Source organism: Streptomyces sp. NPDC057623 (assembly GCF_042800355.1).
GTDB lineage: Bacteria > Actinomycetota > Actinomycetes > Streptomycetales > Streptomycetaceae > Streptomyces.
Genome location: NZ_JBHVGZ010000104.1, coordinates 6827 through 26004 on the forward strand (window position 1 = coordinate 6827; position 19178 = coordinate 26004).

At 68.6% G+C, this 19178-nt stretch carries 23 protein-coding genes, 1 tRNA gene and 1 other RNA gene; 18 read left to right on the forward strand and 7 right to left on the reverse strand.

Annotated elements, in window-relative coordinates:
• Positions 1-68: 68 nt before the first annotated feature.
• From ACFU95_RS47205 to ACFU95_RS47220, 4 genes are all read right to left on the reverse strand, one after another.
• On the reverse strand, positions 69-290 hold the full coding sequence (locus tag ACFU95_RS47205; protein ID WP_383842799.1) for a hypothetical protein: 222 nt from the start codon (positions 288-290) through the stop codon (positions 69-71).
• Between the two features lie 546 nt (positions 291-836).
• The gene (locus ACFU95_RS47210; RefSeq protein WP_152784187.1) at positions 837-1058 is read right to left on the reverse strand and encodes a hypothetical protein; all 222 of its coding nucleotides are present in this window, start codon (positions 1056-1058) and stop codon (positions 837-839) included.
• A gap of 349 nt (positions 1059-1407) precedes the next feature.
• Positions 1408-1833 (reverse strand): hypothetical protein, encoded by a 426-nt coding sequence (locus ACFU95_RS47215; protein ID WP_383842802.1) that lies wholly within the window; start codon positions 1831-1833, stop codon positions 1408-1410.
• Entirely contained in the window at positions 1830-2108 is a 279-nt protein-coding gene (locus ACFU95_RS47220; RefSeq protein ID WP_383842805.1) for a CopG family transcriptional regulator, read from the reverse strand. The genes ACFU95_RS47215 and ACFU95_RS47220 overlap by 4 nt, the downstream gene beginning before the upstream one ends.
• 235 nt (positions 2109-2343) lie before the next feature.
• Between ACFU95_RS47220 and ACFU95_RS47225 the strand changes: the two genes are divergently transcribed.
• From ACFU95_RS47225 to ACFU95_RS47235, 3 genes are all read left to right on the forward strand, one after another.
• Positions 2344-3063: a hypothetical protein gene (locus tag ACFU95_RS47225; protein ID WP_383842807.1), complete on the forward strand. Its 720-nt coding sequence runs from the start codon at positions 2344-2346 to the stop codon at positions 3061-3063.
• Positions 3060-3320 (forward strand): hypothetical protein, encoded by a 261-nt coding sequence (locus tag ACFU95_RS47230; RefSeq protein ID WP_383842810.1) that lies wholly within the window; start codon positions 3060-3062, stop codon positions 3318-3320. The genes ACFU95_RS47225 and ACFU95_RS47230 overlap by 4 nt, the downstream gene beginning before the upstream one ends.
• A 940-nt stretch (positions 3321-4260) precedes the next feature.
• On the forward strand, positions 4261-5058 hold the full coding sequence (locus ACFU95_RS47235; RefSeq protein ID WP_383842812.1) for a DUF3800 domain-containing protein: 798 nt from the start codon (positions 4261-4263) through the stop codon (positions 5056-5058).
• 259 nt (positions 5059-5317) lie between these two features.
• On the opposite strand, the gene ACFU95_RS47240 is transcribed toward ACFU95_RS47235, so the two are convergent.
• Together ACFU95_RS47240 and ACFU95_RS47245 are read right to left on the reverse strand one after the other, a co-directional pair.
• Entirely contained in the window at positions 5318-5866 is a 549-nt protein-coding gene (locus ACFU95_RS47240) for a UTRA domain-containing protein (RefSeq protein WP_383842815.1), read from the reverse strand.
• A gap of 14 nt (positions 5867-5880) precedes the next feature.
• Complete coding sequence (locus ACFU95_RS47245; protein WP_383842818.1) at positions 5881-6657, reverse strand: GntR family transcriptional regulator; 777 nt, start codon at positions 6655-6657, stop codon at positions 5881-5883.
• Between the two features lie 689 nt (positions 6658-7346).
• Here ACFU95_RS47245 and ACFU95_RS47250 point away from each other — a divergent pair.
• The 13 genes from ACFU95_RS47250 (at position 7347) to ACFU95_RS47310 (ending at position 17288) form a co-directional block, all read left to right on the forward strand.
• Positions 7347-7610 (forward strand): DUF6284 family protein, encoded by a 264-nt coding sequence (locus ACFU95_RS47250; protein ID WP_383842821.1) that lies wholly within the window; start codon positions 7347-7349, stop codon positions 7608-7610.
• Positions 7610-7897: a DUF6303 family protein gene (locus tag ACFU95_RS47255; RefSeq protein WP_383842824.1), complete on the forward strand. Its 288-nt coding sequence runs from the start codon at positions 7610-7612 to the stop codon at positions 7895-7897. Before ACFU95_RS47250 ends, ACFU95_RS47255 begins: the two co-directional genes overlap by 1 nt.
• Positions 7894-8835: a DUF2637 domain-containing protein gene (locus ACFU95_RS47260; RefSeq protein ID WP_383842827.1), complete on the forward strand. Its 942-nt coding sequence runs from the start codon at positions 7894-7896 to the stop codon at positions 8833-8835. Before ACFU95_RS47255 ends, ACFU95_RS47260 begins: the two co-directional genes overlap by 4 nt.
• Positions 8835-9176, forward strand: a complete 342-nt coding sequence (locus ACFU95_RS47265) for an RRQRL motif-containing zinc-binding protein (protein ID WP_383842830.1) — start codon at positions 8835-8837, stop codon at positions 9174-9176. Before ACFU95_RS47260 ends, ACFU95_RS47265 begins: the two co-directional genes overlap by 1 nt.
• Before the next feature lie 26 nt (positions 9177-9202).
• A complete protein-coding gene (locus tag ACFU95_RS47270; RefSeq protein WP_383842833.1) occupies positions 9203-9700 on the forward strand; it encodes a hypothetical protein in 498 nt (165 codons plus the stop codon).
• Between the two features lie 14 nt (positions 9701-9714).
• On the forward strand, positions 9715-10260 hold the full coding sequence (gene traA, locus ACFU95_RS47275) for a plasmid transfer protein TraA (protein WP_383842836.1): 546 nt from the start codon (positions 9715-9717) through the stop codon (positions 10258-10260).
• Between the two features lie 45 nt (positions 10261-10305).
• Positions 10306-12342 carry a plasmid transfer protein TraB gene (traB, locus tag ACFU95_RS47280; protein ID WP_383842860.1) on the forward strand — a complete coding sequence of 679 codons (2037 nt, stop codon included), beginning with the start codon at positions 10306-10308 and terminating at the stop codon, positions 12340-12342.
• A 170-nt stretch (positions 12343-12512) separates the two neighbouring features.
• A complete protein-coding gene (locus ACFU95_RS47285; protein ID WP_383842839.1) occupies positions 12513-12959 on the forward strand; it encodes a hypothetical protein in 447 nt (148 codons plus the stop codon).
• Positions 12960-13044: 85 nt separating this feature from the next.
• The gene (locus ACFU95_RS47290) at positions 13045-14001 is read left to right on the forward strand and encodes a bifunctional DNA primase/polymerase (RefSeq protein WP_383842842.1); all 957 of its coding nucleotides are present in this window, start codon (positions 13045-13047) and stop codon (positions 13999-14001) included.
• Positions 13998-14351, forward strand: a complete 354-nt coding sequence (locus ACFU95_RS47295) for a hypothetical protein (protein WP_383842845.1) — start codon at positions 13998-14000, stop codon at positions 14349-14351. Before ACFU95_RS47290 ends, ACFU95_RS47295 begins: the two co-directional genes overlap by 4 nt.
• Positions 14348-15514 (forward strand): DUF3631 domain-containing protein, encoded by a 1167-nt coding sequence (locus tag ACFU95_RS47300; RefSeq protein WP_383842848.1) that lies wholly within the window; start codon positions 14348-14350, stop codon positions 15512-15514. Before ACFU95_RS47295 ends, ACFU95_RS47300 begins: the two co-directional genes overlap by 4 nt.
• Before the next feature lie 187 nt (positions 15515-15701).
• Entirely contained in the window at positions 15702-15920 is a 219-nt protein-coding gene (locus ACFU95_RS47305; protein WP_383842851.1) for a helix-turn-helix domain-containing protein, read from the forward strand.
• An 84-nt stretch (positions 15921-16004) separates the two neighbouring features.
• The gene (locus tag ACFU95_RS47310; RefSeq protein WP_383842854.1) at positions 16005-17288 is read left to right on the forward strand and encodes a tyrosine-type recombinase/integrase; all 1284 of its coding nucleotides are present in this window, start codon (positions 16005-16007) and stop codon (positions 17286-17288) included.
• A 62-nt stretch (positions 17289-17350) separates the two neighbouring features.
• Here the strand turns inward: ACFU95_RS47310 and ACFU95_RS47315 are convergent.
• Positions 17351-17438: transfer RNA gene (locus tag ACFU95_RS47315), tRNA-Ser, on the reverse strand.
• Between the two features lie 72 nt (positions 17439-17510).
• Between ACFU95_RS47315 and ffs the strand changes: the two genes are divergently transcribed.
• Together ffs and ACFU95_RS47325 are read left to right on the forward strand one after the other, a co-directional pair.
• An RNA gene (gene ffs, locus ACFU95_RS47320) (signal recognition particle sRNA small type) lies at positions 17511-17609 on the forward strand.
• A gap of 46 nt (positions 17610-17655) precedes the next feature.
• A partial coding sequence (locus tag ACFU95_RS47325; RefSeq protein ID WP_383842857.1) for a DNA polymerase III subunit gamma and tau occupies positions 17656-19178 on the forward strand: 1523 nt, incomplete at its 3' end.

The following is a 19178-nucleotide window of genomic DNA, read 5'->3' on the forward strand; positions in this document are numbered from 1 at the left end:
ATGGGAGGTCTGCCTTTCGTTACAGGCCCGTGAGCGGGCCTGGTGTGCCGTGACCGGGCACAGCGGTCCTAGAGCTTGGTCATCTTGGCGTAGGGGGACAGGATCCGCATCTGCGCGGAGCCGAAATCCACGAGCGCCGCGATTCCGTCCTCGATGCCGACCACCCGGCCGAGACCGTACACATCGTGAGTGACCTGATCACCCATGGCGAAGTGCTTGGGAGCAGGTGCGACCGGCGCCTTGAAGGGGCTGGTGGGCAGATGACGCTTCGGTACAGCAGGCTTAGTCATTGTCCCCAGTATGCGCCTTGATGTGTCCCGTTCGAGGCGGTTGGCCGGCCGCGGCCGGTGCCATCGGGGTCGGCACTCCTGTCGAGCCTAAGGGCGCAGCAGCAGGAGGTGTCCGGGTGCTGCCCGCCACTGTGGACCGACTCTCGACGGTCCTGACGCGGGCAAGGGGTCGGCGCGGGACGCCCTCTCCGCGACGAGATCGACAGGCGCGTCCGTCGATGGGCCCCACCACGAACAGTGGGGCCCTTCTGTGTCCGGCCGGAAGGACAGCCCGCGGGCGCGGCCGGAACCCCGCTAGGCGGCCTTGCGCCGCGTCCCACGCGTGCCCGGGGCGGCGGGCTCGTGTGCGTCCTCGAACTCGAAGACCTCGTCGTCCCCGAAGTCCGGGGCCTGGAAGGGGTCGGTCGTCGGGGGCGGTGATACGGCGGTGGAACGGCGGGTCTGCCCTTCCGGGGCGGAGAACAGCGACGTCGGTTCGATGGGAGGTCTGCCTTTCGTTACAGGCCCGTGAGCGGGCCTGGTGTGCCGTGACCGGGCACAGCGGTCCTAGAGCTTGGTCATCTTGGCGTAGGGGCTCAGGATCCGCATCTGCGCGGAGCCGAAATCCACGAGCGCCGCGATTCCGTCCTCGATGCCGACCACCCGGCCGAGACCGTACACATCGTGAGTGACCTGATCACCCATGGCGAAGTGCTTGGGAGCAGGTGCGACGGGGGCCTTGAAGGGGCTGGTGGGCAGATGGCGCTTCGGTGCCGCAGGCTTTGTCATGGCTCAGTATGAGCCTACGAGCGTCCTGCCCGCTGTGGCCGTCGGCACAGATCCACACGGGGCAACCGCGCCAAGCCGAGCCGGCCGAACGCCACCAGGACCGCCCCGCCTGCCCTGCCCGGGCCTCTGAGCTGGCGGAAGGCATCACATCGCGCCCGGTGAGGCACTGGCGCACGCTACGAGATTCGAACTCGTGAGGGGGTGCCTCCCACACGCTTTCCGAATGTTCGTCTGGGGGTTCGGCGGCGATCAGGGGCGTCCTGACCTGCGGCGGAGTGGGGTATCAGGAGGGCGGTGGACGGTGCTGGACGGATGTGAATGAGACCAGAACTGAGACCAGGGTGCCGGGTCATACCTTCTTGACAACGATGGTGTCCGGGAGGAGCTTCTCCAGGTCGTCTACGTCCGAAGTGAAGACTGTGACCTGCCCTTTCTGCTGGCTTGCGATGACAGCGAGCACGGCATCGATCGCGTACTTGTGACCGTGCAGCTTGGCGTCATCCAGGAGATGCCGGGCCTGGCGGGCCTCGTCCTTTCCGATATCGGCGACCGTGAGCCGGGAGAGCACCCAGTTCCAGCGCTGCTCGGTGGTCCTGCCGTCGTACGCCTCGACCAGCGTCATGGGAGACGTCACCACTTCGGCCTCACCCCCAGCCGCGAGGGCGAGCCAGGCGATCATCCTGCGGTCGCCGCGCACGGCCAGGGACAGGGCCTCGCAGTCGAGTACGAAGACGCGCAGTGGCCGCTGCCTGTGCTCACCGGCGCGCTTCTTCACGCGGCCTCTCCGGCATCGTGTCCTTCGGCGATGCGACGGCGCTCGTGCTCGGCGTCGAGATCGTCCAGTTCCGCGAGGGCTGCCACGCTCTCGTCTTCGGTGACCGGCCCGTGTTCCTCCTGCAGCCAGTCGACCAGCTCCAGCAGCCGGTCCCGATCGCGCTTGAAGCGCAGCGCTTCGGCTACATACGCCGAAAGTCCCCGCTCAGCCGCGTCGGCGCGGATCTCGTCGAGGAGATCTTCGGGGATCGTCACCGTGACTTTTTTCGTCGCCATACTAGAGACCATACTCCTGGTGTAAGCGCCCTTACCGGTGGCGCTGAACCAGTCAGACCCAGGATGCAGATGGATGATCCGGGAGTCTTCCCCGATGTTGATCGCTGGGACACACCGTTTCACTCGGTCACCCCGTGTCGTTCACTCCCGCCAGCGCATGCATCGGCTGGTGCGGATAGTTGCCCTTCGACGCGGTGAGCCTCCTGCCGTTGGCGGAACCACAAGAGGAGGGGCCGTGTCCCTGCTGCCTTCGGCAGACGTCTTTAGATCGATCGAGCTAAAGGTTTCACAGATGCTCGGTGGGCAGTTGGTGTGTCCACATGCGCCCGGGGAGAGGTGTTCGGTGGGTGAACACCTCACGCTCTCGGAGGCGAAGGATGCGGCGGCGCGAGATGCCAATGACGTTGCGCTTCGGGACGCGCTGTGGCGATGCGTAGGCCGCGATGCCCGTAGTGACCTGCCGAACTTGGCTCAGCGCAGCCAGTTGCTCGCGTTGTATTTCGTCATCCCCTACCTCCGGAAGTCGGCCGGGAGAGTGTCGCGGAGGCTCTGCGTCGACGTCGCCGAGGTGAGGTCGGCCATGGTGTTCGGTGCGTTGTACGGTCTGGCGCTGGCCACCGAAGGCGACGACGTCCGTGACGAGGTTGTCCGATCCGCCAACGCGGCCGGCTGGGCGGTGGAACGGGCTGATCCGTCCGAGCGCACGACGGATCCGCACAGCCTTGTCGACCGCGCGAGCCGATGTGATGACGGCTACTCGCCCATCCGTAACGAGTCGGACATCCAGGTGGTCGACGAGATGGACCCTTTGTTGTGGGGGCGCATCAGCGGCGAACGCATGGGCGCTACCTTGCACCGCCTTGGGCTCTTGGGCGAGTTCCTCGCCTTGGGTTCGGAGCATGTGCCCGAGGGGGAGTCCGACGAACTCGACGGACCGCAGAAGGAAGCCGAGTGAGCTCAAGCGCACGGCGACTGTCGCAGTGGCTGGCCGAGCCAATGCCCCTGCGCAAGGTGGCAGATCTCCTCGGGGTCGACCCATCGAAGGCATCCGGGCTGGTGAGGGCGAACCGCTTTCCATGCCGTGTCACGAAGTTGAAGGGAAAATACGTGGCCCTTCCCGCCGATGTGATGGTGGCCCTGGGGATCGATGATCCAATCGTGCGGACGGGCGACCTGTTGGCCGGTGCTGAATTCGCGAGGCGATGGGACTGAAGGGCGGTCGCCGGAGGCTGAGTGCAAGGTCAGAGGGCCGGGCCGGGCAAACGGCTCGACCCTCTGGGGCGGCATGCGACATGGAAGGCGCTGGTAGGGCTGACGTGGATGGTCAGTGCACTACCTGGCTGCGGGCTGCTTCTGGGCGGCACGTGCTGCGATGCGGGGGCAAGCCTCACCTGAGGCTGATCTTGGCCGTCGGCCTTCAGCGTGCAAGTTGGCGAACGAACGCTTGGACGGCGTCCCACCGTCGTTGCCGGAGGCACGTCGTCATGCCGTACAGAATGCCACACATATCGGAAATAAATGAGACCGCAACTGAGACCAAGACATGTTGAGAACCCCGGCCGCCGAAGCGGTCCGGGGTTCTCGTTTCGCCTGTTCAGGCGGCTGCGGAGGATACGAGATTCGAACTCGTGAGGGGTTGCCCCCAACACGCTTTCCAACTGTCCGCGCGGCCGTCCGGGGTCGTTCGTAAGGGTTCGCGGGGCAGGTCAGAGGGGGTGCGTGTACGGCGGTGAACGATGGCGGCCGTCGGCGTACTGGACAAAGACCAGGACAACGAACAGCGCGGCGGCGGCTACTTGTCGCGAGGTCTTGGCCCAGGGCTACCACCTTCGGCGGTACAAGTGGAGAAGAAGTTCTTACACACAGGCCGTGTACTGCAAGTACGCAGGTCAGAGAGTTACGCGTCCGACTATGTGGGGGATCTGTGCACAGGTTGCCGAGGGTTACACACAACCCTATCCACAGAAAATGACCTCTTATCAACAGAACTGCGCGCGTTACCCCCAAGGGGTGTGGATAACGCCCTTGGTTGACGGCTCATCACGTGCCACGATTTCCTCACGGTGCGCAACGAACTTCCGTCCCCACCCGGTTATGACGGCCTCGCTGCACAACGGAGTCGTCGTCAAGACCGGGAACGGAGGGAGTCAAGGTGTCGACAGCGTCAGGCCATCCTCAAGTCGCGACCGCCGTAGGGGCCGCGCAGCCGAAGCTGCACGCGTTTGTCGACGAGGCTGGTCAAAGGTCTCGATCCGAGAAGTCGAGCGATCACTTCGTCATGTCGGCTGTTGTCGTGGCAGACGGTGACCTGCCGCAAGCTGCTGCGTTCCTTGCTGCACTTCGCACAGACCTGAGGCGACGCTCTGGGGATGTCCTGCACTGGCAGAACTTCAAGTCCCACCCTGATCGGCTCCATGCGGCGAAGTCTCTCGCGGCGCAGGAGTGGGCCACTGTCTCCAGCGTTATCGTCTGTAAGAGGCATCTGCCGGCGGGGGCGACTCGTCTCGACGACGATCAGGCGTACCTCTACACCTTTCGCTTTCTGCTGGAGCGCCTGTCGTGGCTGGCGCGCGACTCCGGATCGATGCTGGAGTACACCCTTGCGCATGTGGTGCGCTTCAAGCTGGCGAAGCTTCGCCAGTACGAATCGATCCTGCAAGCGCAGAATCCGAACGAGTGCCGGATCGCCTGGCAGGCTCTTGATCCCCGGGGCGGGCGTCTGGATCAGCCGTCGCGAGTCGAGATGTTGCAGTGTGCCGACCTTGCGGCCTCGGCCACGTATGCCGCCTTCAACGAGGATCGGTTCGGCAATACGGAGCCGCGCTACCTGCAAGAGTTGAGTCGCCGCCTGTATCGGCGTGGTGCTGCGCCGCTTACGTCGTACGGCCTCAAGATGCACCCGTGGAACAACAACACAAGGGCCGCCTACCCGTGGGTAGCGGCCTTGTGAGCACGTCGGCCGGCTTAAGCCGCCCTTGGCGGGTGCTGACGTTTCCGACCAGCAGACGACCGTCCGTGCACTACCAACTGTAGACGGTGACGACGGCAAGTCAACGGGCAAAGCATGACAAAGAGTATGTGAGTTCCTCCGAATTAGAACACTTGATCCACCTGTAGGAACGGTGTCCGTCTTGTAACTGTCCGCATGGTCGTAAGTAGGAATGCCGACGGCCCGCATTGACCAATGCGGGCCGTCGGGTGCGTTTGGGCTAGTTGATGGGCGTGCTGTAGCGCAGCACCCATCCGGGGCCCGGACGGTGCACGGTGACCTCAACGGCGCGACCGCTCGCCGTGTAGCCGGTGTGCGTGATCTGGATCAGGTTGGTGCCGACCTCGACTCCGAACGCCTCTGCTTCGACCGGAGTCGCCGCGTACTGCGTGACCTCCTCAAGCGCTTCGGTCTGCTCGAACCCGGCGTCACGCATCCGGCTGATGATGCCGCCAAGGCCGGGGTCGGGGTTCTCGATGCTCGCTGCCTCCGCGACATCCATAGGGACATACGAGTCGGCAAGCTGCACCAGGCGCTCACCGTCGTACATGTGCCGTGCGCGGATGACGGTCTGGTCGGAAGCCGTGATGTCGAGAAGCTCAGCGACGTGGGCGGGCGCGGTGTCGCGACGGATCGCGGTTTCCACTCGGGGGCTGCCCCCGAGTCGCTTGATCTCGGTCTCGAAGGCGCCACGGCTTTCGCCGGCCTCCCGCCGAGCGGTGCTGTAGCGCTCAGTGGCGTCACGGACGATGGCGGTGTTGCTGCTCACTTCGGTCTTTCCTCTCAGACTGCGGGCAGGTCGATGGGCCACTCATAGCTGAGCGACCAGAGGGTCACGGGCATGACGTGGACGCAGACTTCCACGGCCCTGCCGCTGTCGGTCAGGCCGACATGGGTGATCTCGTAGACCAACCTGTCGGTTGCGATGCCGAGCGACTCGGCTTCCGCCTTTGTCGGAGGCCGTACGTTGAGGGACTCGCGGATGCGGGTCTGTTGGTAGCCGAGTTCAGCAAGACGGGACTTGCTTCCGCCATCCCCAGTGTCTTGCTGCTCCAACTGGGTACCGAACGCCACGTCGCCAGGAAAGTACGAGGTCGCCACCTGAACAACCGTGGCGTCAGCACGCATGACCCGCGCCCTGACGAGTGCCTTCGCGGCGTGATGGATGCCGAGGATCTCGGCAACCTCCTTCGGTGGACGCTCCCGGCTGATCACGGTTGTGGCGTTCGAGGTCATCCCGAGCCGGGCGATCTCGGCCGCGAAGGCGCCACGGGCGCCAGCCTCTTCCCGGGCCGACTTGATGTAGCGACCTGTTCCGTCCCGGTGGATCTTCCCGAGGATCGGTGACACGAAGGTGCCCTCACCCCTGCGGGAAATGATCAGACCCTCGTCTTCCAGAACCCGGTACACGTCGCGTGCGGTCTGGTAGGCGACGCCTTCGGATTCCTGAAGCTCCCGGACTTGGGGCAGGGCGGACCCCGGGGGGTACACCCCCTGCCGAATCTTCGTCCGCAGGTCAGCGGCGATCCGCTGAACCTTCGGGACCTTGGTCTCCTCCACGCGTGACTCCCTTGATGTGCGACTCGCGACCCCAGTCTTGCAGAACTAGTCCTACAAGGATAGTCGGGATCGTTTCGTGGTTGCTCGGTCGAATCTCAGGTTCCCTGAACTAGTTCTGTTGACACCCCTTCCGGAGCGTGCATTAATCGTCACAGCGCACCGCAGAACTAGTTCAGTGGGGCGACGGGAGGGCCTTCTTTGGGCTGCTCCGAACAGGGCGGAGCACGCTGCAAGACCGCCCGCTAAGGCCCAGGTGAAACAGGGTTTCGGCCCGTACTGGGGAGGTGGCCCGGCGACCGCGAGCAACGGCCGGAGAGTGGGGACTAGGTCCCCCTTGCAGTGCTGTTTCCCGTCCCTTCTACCGAGGAGTCCCGATGCTTCGACGACATCTTTTGGCGCCACCGTGTGGGACCGACACGGATGGCACCGCCCACTGAGTCTCCAAGCCCTTCCGTGCGCGGGGTGCCCCGGCTGTCCGGGGTCACGCATCGCGTACGGGGGTCATGTCGCAGCGGCTAGAGCTGCGGCCGGTTGCCTCCCTCGCCCGTCCGGCTCCGCGCTCAGCGTGGTGGTCGTACGGACGGGGCTGAGGGGAGCCGGATTGACCGACTTCAACGGCGCGCGGCTCCCGGGGTGCCTCCCGGGAGCCGCTGTTCGGGCCGTTCACCCCGTGAGAGGACCACGACCCAATGAACCCCATCGTGACTGTTCAGGATGCTGTTACCGCGTTCGCCGACTGGAACGAGCCGACGGATGCCGAGCTGGACGCCATCGACCAGGAGATGCCGGTCATCCTCGCCGACATCGAGCTGCTGGACGCGCACATCGCCACCATCGACCGCACGCCGACCGAGCTGGACGAGCGCCGACTGCGCCGGGCCCGCCGGCGGGCGCTGGCCGCGCGGGTGGAGCTGACCAACCACGCGGTCACGGTCGCGGGGGTCGGGGCGTGATGGCGGGGGAGTTCACGGCGCAGATGTCCGTGTTCAAGGGGCGTTGGCGCCTGTACGTGGTCCTGCTGAACACCACCGATCCGTGGCCTGAGTTCAGCTTCGACCGGGCCGCGCCGGTGCCGACGTTCACGGAGCGCGTGAACGCGCTCAGCGTGCTCGGCTTCGAGCCGGTGCCGGGTGCCGGGTGGCAGTGGACTGAGGACACCGAGATCCCCTTTGACCCCGCCTCGCCGGTCGTGCTGATCGCGGGCATCCAGGTGCGTTCATGGACGGGGGCGGACGCGTGAACGCCGCTCAGATCCGTTCAGCCGAGCGCGCTCTTTCGGTCGGTACGTGGCTGATCGTGGCGGGCGCGATGCTGTATTCGATCCTCACCGTCACCCCGCTCGCGGCTGAGCACACGCCGGATGAGTGGGACTGGACGGCGCCGATCCTCCCGCTCGTGGTGGACGCCGCTGTCGTCATCGTCGTGCGGCTGGATGCGGTGCTGGCCCGGTTGGGTGGGCACGGTGGTCGGTGGCCGGTCGTGCTGCGCTGGATGACCGGCTGCATGACCCTGGCCCTGAACGTCGCCGACTCCGCGCTGATGAAGGACCTGGTGGGCGTGGCTGTGCACGCGGTCGCGCCGCTGCTGCTGATCGTCACGGCGGAGACCGGGCTGGCCTACCGGCGCGCCATCGCCGCCGCCGTGACGGCGTTGGAAGAGCGGCAGCAAGCCGAGCGTGAGGCACGGCGGCAGGCCGCGCGCGAGGAGCGTGAGACGGCTGCCCGTATGGCTCGTGAGGAGCGCGAGCACGCCGCGCTGCTGGCGCGTGAACAGCGTGAGCACGAAGCGGCGTTGGCTCGCGAGCAGGCCGAGCGAGAAGAGCGGGCCCGCCGCGAGGAACGCGTAGAGCGGGAGCGCCGTGAACGCGAGCGTGAACAGCGTGAACAAGAGCGGCAGACGCTTGAACAGCAGGCCCAGCAGCGGGCTGAAGACGAGAAGCGCAAGCGCGCCGAAAAGGCGAGGCTTGAACGGGCCGCGTTGCTGGACGGCCCGCCCGTGAACAGCAAGCTGCCCGAGGACCACGCCCGGCGGATCATCGCCGCCGCAGTGGCCGAGGGTGTGTCCGTGCGGCGCGCGGCGGACCTGTGCGGCTGGTCGGTCGGCTGGGTCTCCGCCCGCTACGCCGAACACCGCGAGCCCGGCACCGGCGGCGCTGAACTGGCGATCGCGAACCTCTGATGGCCTCCCTACCGGTCTATGTCTGGCGTCTGGCGCCGGACGGGTTGGCCACCCGCCGTCAGCTCCGCGCGAAAGGGCTGCGGCCTGGTGGTCAGGACGTGGTGGCCCAGATCGAGCGCCCCCGCCGTCGCCGTCCGCCGCTGGTCGCCTACCTCTACCGCGTCGACCTGGCGAAGCCCGTGCGGCCCATGACGCCGGCCAAGTGGGCGGCGCTCGACAAGGCCAACGCCGCCCGCCGCACCTGCCCGCAGTGCCGTACCGACGCCGGTTACGTCATCCCCGCCGAGCTGGGGGTGTGCGTGCCGTGCGCGTACCCCGACGACGAACAGCGCGCCGCCTGAAACCCCTTCGACCTGGGAGTTCCGCTGTGTCCAGCCGTACCCGTACCCGCTCCGTGAAGACCGGCGCGGGTGTCCACACCGTCCGCATCCCCCGCCAGCGCGGGCGGCGCTCCGACCCGTTCGTGATCGTCGTCCCCGAGCGCCCTTCTCTGACCCGCGAAGCGCTCGGCTTCCTCGGCCGCGCGCTGTGGCGCTTCCGTTCCGCGCTCGCCCCGACCGGCCTTTCCGCCCTCGCGTTCCTGGTGGCCGCGCTGCTGCACGTGATCGCCTGGTGGTCCGGTCTCGTCATCGCGCCGATGGCGGCCGTGCCGCTGGTGTGGCTGCTGGTCATGCAGCGCCGCCGCCCCGCGAGCGGCTCCACCTTGGGCTGGCGTATCGGGCTGGCCGTGCTCGCCACGCTCTCCGCCGTCTGGCTGGCGCTGGCCGCCGGGTTCGGCCCGCACACCGGCCCGCTCGTACTGCTGTGGCTGCTCATCCTCATCGCCGCGCAGACCACCTGGTTCATCGTCCGCCCGTCCCGCTGACCTGAGGAGAACCCATGGCGCAGAACACCAACGGCCAGCGTGCGCGCGGGCCCGTGAACGACCCCAAGACCGGCAAGTTCGCCAACGCCGGGGCCGCCGCCGGCGGTTTCGTCGGCGCGCTGGGCGGCTCGATCGTCCCGCCGATCAACGTCACCGTGAACAACAACAGGAACGCGGCCCGCGCGGGCGGGGGTGGTTCGCATGCCCAGTCCCTGCTGCCGTCCCCGGAGTTCACCTCCCCGGCGCAGGTACGGAACTACTGCAACACCCTGCGGGCGGCCGGTGTGACGCTATCGATCGAGGTGGCCATGGCTGCCGAGATCCTCAAGGGCGTGCTGGCTGCCGTGCCGGACCCCGACGGCCGCGCGTTCGGCTCCCGTATCCGCGCTCAGAAGGTGGCCCGCAAGATGCAGGGCGCCGCCAACGACCTGCGCGACGCGGCGAAGAAGGCCGCTGCCTGCTACTCGACGTTCCAGCAGGAGTACGAGGAAGAGATCAACCGCGTCCGTCACCGCGCCCGCAAGCCGCAGCAGCCGGTCATCAACTGGGCCCAGCAGTAAGGAGGCACGGCGATGGCCAACAACAGCAAGCGCACCCGCACGCGCATGAAACACCTGGGAGACGGACTCGTGGCCACCTATGAAGAGCCGATTTACCCGCGGGGCTCCGGCGGCGGCGTCGGCTCCTACCTGATCAGCCGGGCGATGCCGCACCTTCCCCCGTGGCTGGGGGTCGCCGGGGTGGGCATCGCTGGCGGGCTGGGCAGTCTCCAGTGGGCGGAAAGTGCGGCGGCCGGGGTCGGTCTGACCCTCGCGTCCGTCGCGCTCACCGGCGCCACGTGGTGGATGGGCAAGTCCACCACCCAGCAGCGGCGTCTGCACTCCGCCGTCACGGTCGCGGCCGGGTCGGCGTGGCTGACGGCCGCGTGCCTGGCCGGGCCGTTGGCGGGCCCGCTGCCCGACATGTATCTGATCGGCGGGCCGGTGCTCGCCTTGTCGTGGAACGTGCGGATGGTCCTGCGCCGCAACGACGACCCCACCGGCGAGAGCGGCGACAAGGGCTTGCTGGCGAAGGTGGGGCTGGCGCGGGCGCAGATCGGCAACGCGAAGGTGGAGCCGAACCGGGTCACCGCGCCGGTCGCGTTGGAGGCCGGTGAGCAGACCAACGAGGACGTCACCAAGGCTCTGGCGCGGATCGCGTCCGCGCTGGACCTGCCGACGTCCGCCGTGCGCTACACCCCGAACCCCGGCTCCGCGCGGCGCGGCGAGCTGGTGATCGTGCCCGAGGACATGCTGTCCGAGGTGGTGGAGTGGGAAGGCCCCTCGAACCTGGGCGGCTCGATCGCCGAACCGCTCGATCTGGGCCGCTACGACGACGGGGCCCCGCTGCTGATCTGGCTGCCGGGTGACCCGGACGCCGGCCGCAACTCCACGCACCTGCTGATCGCGGGCGGGACCGGCTCCGGCAAGGGCGACACCGCGCTGAACCTCCTCACGGAGATCCTCTCCCGCCGGGACGTCATCGTGATGTTCTCCGACCCCAAGGCGTTCCAGGACTTCGCGCCGCTGCGCCCCGGCCTGGACTGGGGTGTCGAGGGCGGAACCGACACCGAAGTCATGGTGGAGGCCGTCAACGCCGCCATCCCCGCCCGAACCCGCTGGCTCGGGGCCCACGGCTACCGCCAGTGGACCCCCGCAGCCGCGCAGCAGCAGAACGACCCCGAGCACACCTGCCGCGCGGACGGCCGCGCGTGCGGCTGTGAGGGCATGCCGTTCATGGTGGCCTGGTTCGAGGAAGCCGCCAACACCCTGCGGGCCCTGGGCGACGACGCGTTCACCGGGATCGCTCAGGAAGCCCGCTCCGCCGGGATCTCCCTGATCGTCTCGCTTCAGCGGCCGTCGTACGACCAGATGTCCACCTCCACCCGCGCTTCCCTCCCGTCGGTGATCGCGCTCGGCTGCGACGCGCGCGATGAGGGGTTCTCCCTGCCGGACGAGGTACTGGCCGCTGGCGCGCACCCGGGCGCGTGGGGCAACCGGCGGCCCGGCTACTGCTACGTCGTCAGCCCTGGTATCCCCGAGGACCGCTATCCCTCTCCGGCTCGCACTCGCCGCTTCACCCAGGGCGCGGTGAAGGTGATGGAAGCCCTCGCCGCGTGGGCGCAGAGCAACGGCGCAGCAGCCGACCCCGTCACCGCCGGCGCGGTCTCGTCCATCGCGGGACGCGCCTACACCGGCCGGACCAGCGCGAGCGACACGGACGCGCCTCAGCTCACGCTCGTGAACGGGGAGGACGACATGGACGGCGGGCTGCTGGTCGACCCGGAGGACGCGCACATCGACCCCGAGGCCGACCTCCCGGAGCCCGAGGAGGGCGACGACTTCCCGCTGTTCGGGCAGGAGAGCGGACACAAGCCCTCCCCCGAGGAGGCGCGGGAGCTGTTCGCTCGTGCGCTGGAGGAGTTCGAGCACGACGGTCAGATGATCGTCGGCCCGAAGGACTTCACCGACTGGTGCGACCGGCACAGCCTCTCCCGCTCTTGGGTGTCCAAGCGGCTGAAGGACGCGGCTCTTGAGGGCCGCCTGGAGGCAACGAACGCCACCGGCCGGTGGCGCATCGTACCCGTCCTCGCGGCTGCCTGACGCCCGTCACATGTGACGGGCGCGTCACACCCAAACCCCTAGGCAGGCGCGGGTGTGACGCGCCGTAACAGCGGCCCGTCACACCCCCTCACACCTGCCTGACACCCACCCGCGCGGGCCCGCGTCACACCCACGACGCGGGCCCGCGCGGCTCACCCGAGGGAGTCCTTATGGTCCACCCCGAGCGACCCACGGCCGTCGAAGTCCACCACCCCCAACCCGTCACCATGTACCCGTCCGCCGCGCCGCTCGTTCCCGTCCAGCCAGGCACCGTCCCGGCGGTGGCGAGCGTGGTCCTGCCGGACGGCCGTGTCGTCACCGGCTACGCCATCGAGCCCGCCAAGGCTGAACCCGTCGCGGCCAAGCCGCCCGTCTCCCGCGCGGCCGTCAACGTCGCCCTCGGGGGCCTCGGCTTCCTCGCCGTGTGCGGCGGACTGCTCCTGCTCACCACGTTCATCACCGCGTTGACCGCGCTGATCACTCAGCTCATCACGCTCGCCGCCGTGATCTTCGGCGGATGGATCGCTGTGCAGGTGTTCAGCGCGAGCGGCCACAAGGGCGGGACCACGGTCAACATCCGCAAAGCGGTCATTAAGCGCAACCGCTTCTACCAGTAGCTACGCCAAGGGCGGCCCCCGTCTCGCCAAAGTCCGGGGCCGCCCTTGTCTCCAGTCCTCAACAGACCTGTGGAGGTCTCCCAGCATGACCCAACCGACACACATCCAGCGAGCCCCCAGCTCGCCGCCGACCATCCCCGGCATCGACCTGGAGTGTCTGCCGCTGCTCGCATCCGCCCTCACAGCGGCCGAACGCGGCTGGCCGGTCATCCCGCTCAACCCCGGCAGCAAGCGCCCGGCAGGCCACGCCGAACGCGTCTGCCCCGGCACCGGGCGGTGCGCCGACGCGCACCACACCCCGGAAGAGCGGGCCACCACTGACCCCGAGCTGATCCACGCCGCGTGGGGCCACCGGCCCTACAACGTAGGGATCGCTACCGGTCCGGCCGGGCTGCTCGTCATCGACCTGGATCCGGTCAAGGCGCAAGAGCCGAAAGGAGCGCCGGACGGCGCCACTTCATTGCAGGCGCTCTGCGAGCGCGCCGGGCAGGTGCTCCCGGACACCTACCGGGTGCGGACCGCGCGCGGTGAACACCTCTACTTCACCGCCCCCGCTGGGATGCGGTTGAAGTGCAGTGTTGACCGCCTCGGGCCGCACATCGACACCCGCGCATGGGGCGGCTACGTCGTCGCGCCGGGCAGCACCACCCCCGACGGCAGCTACGAGGTCGCCCACGACGCGCCTGTTGTCGAGCTGCCGGACTGGCTTGCCGCGTTACTCAGCGAGCCGCACAAGCCCGCCCGGGTGCCCGTGCAGGTTCATGACGGCACCCGTGCCGCACGAGTCGCTCTTGAGCGTGAGTGCGCGGTCGTCGCCTCGGCGTCCGAGGGCGGGCCGCACGGGCGGAACAACACCCTGCACCGAAGCGCCTGCAAGGTGGCTCGGTTCGTCGCGTGGGGCGACATTCCCCGGCACGTGGTGGAGGAGGCAATCCAGGGGGCGGGGGAGGCTACGGGTCTGCCGTCGGCCGAGTGCCGCACCACCATCCGCAGCGCCATGGATTGGGTCATCGCCCACGCCACGGCACGGGAGGCGGCATGACGGCGCCGACTCCCCCCGCCCTGGATTGCCCCACCACCACCCCGACCGGTCCGCACACCGCTCCACAGCCTGTGAACGCCACGGCCGTGGGCGGCCGAAAGGGCGTCGCCGAAGGCGTCCCCACTGCTGTTCGCCCTGACCCGCGCTGCGGTGACGGCCGCTACCCCGTCGCGTGGCTGCGCATCACCGCACCGCGCGGCGCCGCGCCCACGGCCACCTCGACGTGCCTGTGCGGCCGTGACCGCAGCGCCGTTGGCCACGGCAAGGTGCTCGCCCTGATCGCCGACCACGAAGGCCACCGCGACCTCTGCCCGCTCCGCATCCCCCAGGAAGGGAGGGCCGCCGCATGAGCGACCCGACCCCCACCACGTCCCCGATCGTCGGTGCCGAGCTGCTCGATGAGGTCGAAGCCTTCCACCGGCGGTTCAACGTCTTTCCCACCGAGGCCGCCTACGTCGCCGTCACGCTGTGGGACGCCCACGCGCACCTGCTGGACGCGTTCGACTCCACCCCCCGGCTCGCGTTCCTGTCCCCGGAGCCGGGGTCGGGTAAGTCGCGGGCGCTGGAAGTCGTCGAAACGCTCGTGCCGCGCTCCATGGCGGCTGTGGACGCCTCCGCCGCCGCGCTGTTCCGGTCCGTCTCCGGCGTTGACGGCGGTCGCCCCACGATCCTGTTTGACGAGATCGACACGATCTTCGGGCCCAAAGCCGGGGAGAACGAACAGCTTCGGGGGTTCATCAACGCTGGCCACACCCGGGGCAGGGTGATGTACCGGTGCGTCGGGGACGGCGCCAACCAGCAGGTACAGGGCTTCCCCTCCTACTGCGCCGTCGCCGTCGCCGGACTCGGCAACCTCCCCGACACGATCATGACCCGTTCGGTCATCATCCGCATGCGCCGCAGGGCCCGCAACGAGAAGGTGGAGCAATTCCGCACCCGCATCCACGTCCGTGAGGGCAATCAGCTCCGGGACCGGCTCGCCAAGTGGACCGAGACCGTACAAGAGCAGGTCACCGACTCCTTCCCCGAGATGCCGGACGGGGTCGCCGACCGGCCGGCGGACGTGTGGGAACCCCTTATCGCAATCGCGGATGCGGCGGGCGGTGACTGGCCGCAGCGTGCCCGGGAAGCGTGCATGACGCTGGTCAAGGCGGCACAGGTCAACGACAAGGGCAGCATCGGCATCCGCTTGCTGACCGAGCTGCGCGACCACGTGATGACAGGCATCGATCGCTTGCCCACCGTCGCGATCCTCGACCGGCTCAACGCCCTCGATGACGCACCGTGGGCCGATCTGAACGGCAAGCCGCTCGACAATCGGCGGCTCTCCCGAATGCTCTCCGAGTACGTCACCGCCGACGGCGACCCCATCGCGCCCCGCAACATCAAGACCGGCGGAAGCGTACTCAAGGGCTACTACGCCACCGATCTCCACGACGCATGGCAGCGCTACTGCCCCCCGTCCCCGGAGAATCCGCTACCTCCGCTACCCGGCACCGAAAACACGGTCTGACCAGCAGAAACGGGGTAGCGGCAAGCGCCGCCGCGAGCCGCTACCCCAACGCTACCCATCCGCTACCGCTACCCCTATCCGCTACCTCCGTCAGGCCCCTGACCTGCGAGGTAGCGGAGGTAGCGGAAGTAGCGGCCCTCAGAGAAGGGGCCAAGAGCCCCGTCATGCGACGAAGGAGAGTCACCGCGTGGACACGGCCCAACTCGCCGATGCCGTAGACACCACCCTCGTTCTACTGACCGTTGAGGAAGCCGCCCGGCGCCTCCGGATCGGCCGCACCACGTGCTACGGGCTCATCCGCTCTGGAGAGCTGGAGTCCATCGACATCGGCCGTCTGCGTCGCGTCCCCGCCGACGCGCCGGCCGCGTACCTCGCCCGCCGACGCGCGGCGCATCAGGCCTCTTGACCACACCCGGGAAGGCGGGCAGTCCTCCGGGACTGCCCGCCTTCTCGTTTTCCGTCCTGACAGCGAGAAAGCAGGAGCCTGCCTGTGGCAGAGAAGAAGAAGGGCACCCGCCGCGCCAACGGCGAATCCGCGATCTACCTCGGGGCGGACGACCGTTGGCACGCGCGCGTCCCGATGGGCTACAAGGACAACGGGGAGCCCTACCGCCGGCACTTGACGCGCAAGACGCGCGAGGACCTGGTTGAGGAAGTCAAAAAGCTGGAGAAGCAGCGCGACGGAGGTTCGGCCCAGCAGCCGGGCAAGGCGTGGACGGTGGAGAAGTGGCTTCAGCACTGGGTGGAGAACATCGCCAAGCCGACCGTCAGCGAGAACACGTACGACGGCTACGAGGTGGCCGTCCGCGTGCACCTCGTGCCCGGTGTCGGCAAGCACCGCCTTGACCGCTTGCAGCCTGAGCACCTGGAAAGCCTGTACCGCCGTATGCAGGCGAATGGGGAGCGCAAGGCCGGTACGGCTCACCAGGCCCACCGCACCGCCCGAACCGCGCTGGGGGAGGCGGTACGGCGTGGCTACGCAGCGAAGAATGCCGCCGCACTGGCGAAGCCGCCACGGATGGAAGAGGACGAATCCGAGGTAGAGCCCTACTCCGTGGAAGAGGTTCAGTGCCTGTTGCTCGAAGCCAACAAGCGCCGGAACAGCGCTCGCTGGATGCTCGCTCTCGCGCTCGGACTGCGGCAGGGCGAGACCCTCGGACTGCGCTGGTCTGACGTCGACCTGGACAACGAGTACCTGAAGCTGCGCCGGAACCGCCTGCGCCCCCGGTACGAGCACGGGTGCCCGGAAGCCTCACCGTGCGGCCGGAAGGCGGGGTACTGCCCGGACAAGGTGCAGGTGCGGCGTGAGACCAAGAACACCAAGTCGCGTGCAGGCCGCCGTGCCGTGCCCCTGCCGGGCCCGGTGGTCGCCATGCTCCGCGCACACCGAGAGACGCAGGAGCGGGAACGCAAGGCGGCCGGCGACCTGTGGACCGAGTCGGACTACGTGTTCACCAAGCCGCTCGGTGGCCCCCTGAGCCCGAACACGGACTATCACGACTGGAAGCGGCTGCTGGAAGACGCGGGGGTTCGGAACGCCCGGCTGCACGATGCCCGGCATACGGCCGCCACCGTGCTCATGCTGCTCGGTGTCCCGGCCCGCGTTATCGACCAGATCATGGGGTGGGAGCCGGGCACCTCCGCGAGCATGCGGGCGCGGTACCTGCATGTGCCGGACGCCATGCTGAAGGACGTCGCCCGGAAGATCGCCGAAGCCATCTGGGGAACCCCGGGAACACCCGCTGTGGACAAAAACCAGGACAAGGAGGGCTGAGGACAACGTCGAAGGGCCCCCTGTTTCCAGGGGGCCCTTCGACATCGTGCCCGGTGAGGCACTGGCGGAGGATACGAGATTCGAACTCGTGAGGGGTTGCCCCCAACACGCTTTCCAAGCGTGCGCCCTAGGCCTCTAGGCGAATCCTCCGCCGCAAACAATACAAGACGTTGAGGAGTGCTCGCGAACTCGTTCCAGCCCCCTGCCATCGGGTACTGTTTGGGCAGCCCCTCACGCGGCGCTATCTGACTGAACTCCCCCAGGGCCGGAAGGCAGCAAGGGTAGGTCGGCTCTGGCGGGTGCGTGGGGGGCGCTTGCGTTCCCGCTGCGGGGTGGGTTGTCAGTGGGCGCCTATAACCTCGTATGCGTGTCGTCTCTCGCGCTGTACCGCCGCTATCGCCCGGAGTCGTTCGCCGAGGTCATCGGGCAGGAGCATGTCACCGACCCGTTGCAGCAGGCGCTGCGGAACAACCGGGTCAATCACGCGTACCTGTTCAGCGGTCCGCGCGGTTGCGGCAAGACGACCAGCGCGCGGATCCTCGCGCGGTGCCTGAACTGCGAGCAGGGCCCCACGCCGACCCCGTGCGGGGAGTGCCAGTCCTGTCAGGACCTCGCCCGTAACGGCCCCGGGTCCATCGACGTCATCGAGATCGACGCCGCGTCGCACGGTGGCGTGGACGACGCCCGTGAGCTGAGGGAGAAGGCCTTCTTCGGGCCCGCCTCCAGCCGCTACAAGATCTACATCATCGACGAGGCCCACATGGTCACGTCGGCCGGCTTCAACGCGCTGCTGAAGGTCGTCGAGGAGCCGCCCGAGCATCTGAAGTTCATCTTCGCCACCACCGAGCCCGAGAAGGTCATCGGCACCATCCGGTCGCGGACGCATCACTATCCCTTCCGGCTGGTCCCGCCGGGGACCCTGCGGGAGTACCTCGGCGACGTCTGCGGCCGGGAGAACATCCCCGTCGAGGACGGCGTGCTGCCGCTCGTCGTGCGCGCGGGCGCGGGGTCCGTGCGTGACTCCATGTCCGTCATGGACCAGCTGCTCGCCGGAGCGAGGGAGGAGGGTGTGACGTATGCCATGGCCACGTCGCTGCTCGGGTACACGGACGGCTCGCTTCTCGACTCCGTGGTGGAGGCCTTCGCGACAGGTGACGGGGCCGTCGCCTTCGAGGTCGTCGACCATGTCATCGAGGGGGGCAACGATCCCCGGCGGTTCGTCGCCGACCTGCTGGAGCGACTGCGCGACCTCGTCATCCTCGCCGCCGTGCCGGACGCCGTCGAGAAGGGGCTCATCGACGCTCCGGCCGATGTCCTGGAGCGCATGCAGGCCCAGGCCGGCACCTTCGGCGCCGCCGAACTGAGCCGCGCCGCCGACCTGGTCAACGAGGGTCTGACCGAGATGCGGGGGGCCAACTCGCCCCGGTTGCAGCTGGAGCTGATCTGCGCGCGCGTGATGCTGCCCGCGGCGTACGGGGACGAGCGTTCCGTGATGGCCCGGCTCGATCGCCTGGAGCGGGGCGTCAACTTCTCCGCGGCCGCCACGGGCGCCGGCCTGCCCGCGATGGGGTACGTGCCCGGCCCTGACGCCCACGCGGGAGCGGCCGCGGCGCCGGTCGCGCCGGGCGGCGGGCCCGCCGCGGCCCGGGCCGCCGTACGGGCTTCGGGGGGCCCTGGACAGGCCCCCGCGACCGGGCCCGCGGCCGGACCCGCGGGCAGTGCGCCCCCGGCCGGTCCGGCCGGCCCGTCTCCGGCGGGTGAGAGTGCGCCCACGGGGCAGACCGCGCCCGTGGCACCCCGCGAGCAGCCCCAGCCCCAGCCCCAGGCGCCTCAGGCCCCACCCACTCCTGCGCCCACCCCCACACCCGCTCCGGCCGCGACCCCCCCGGC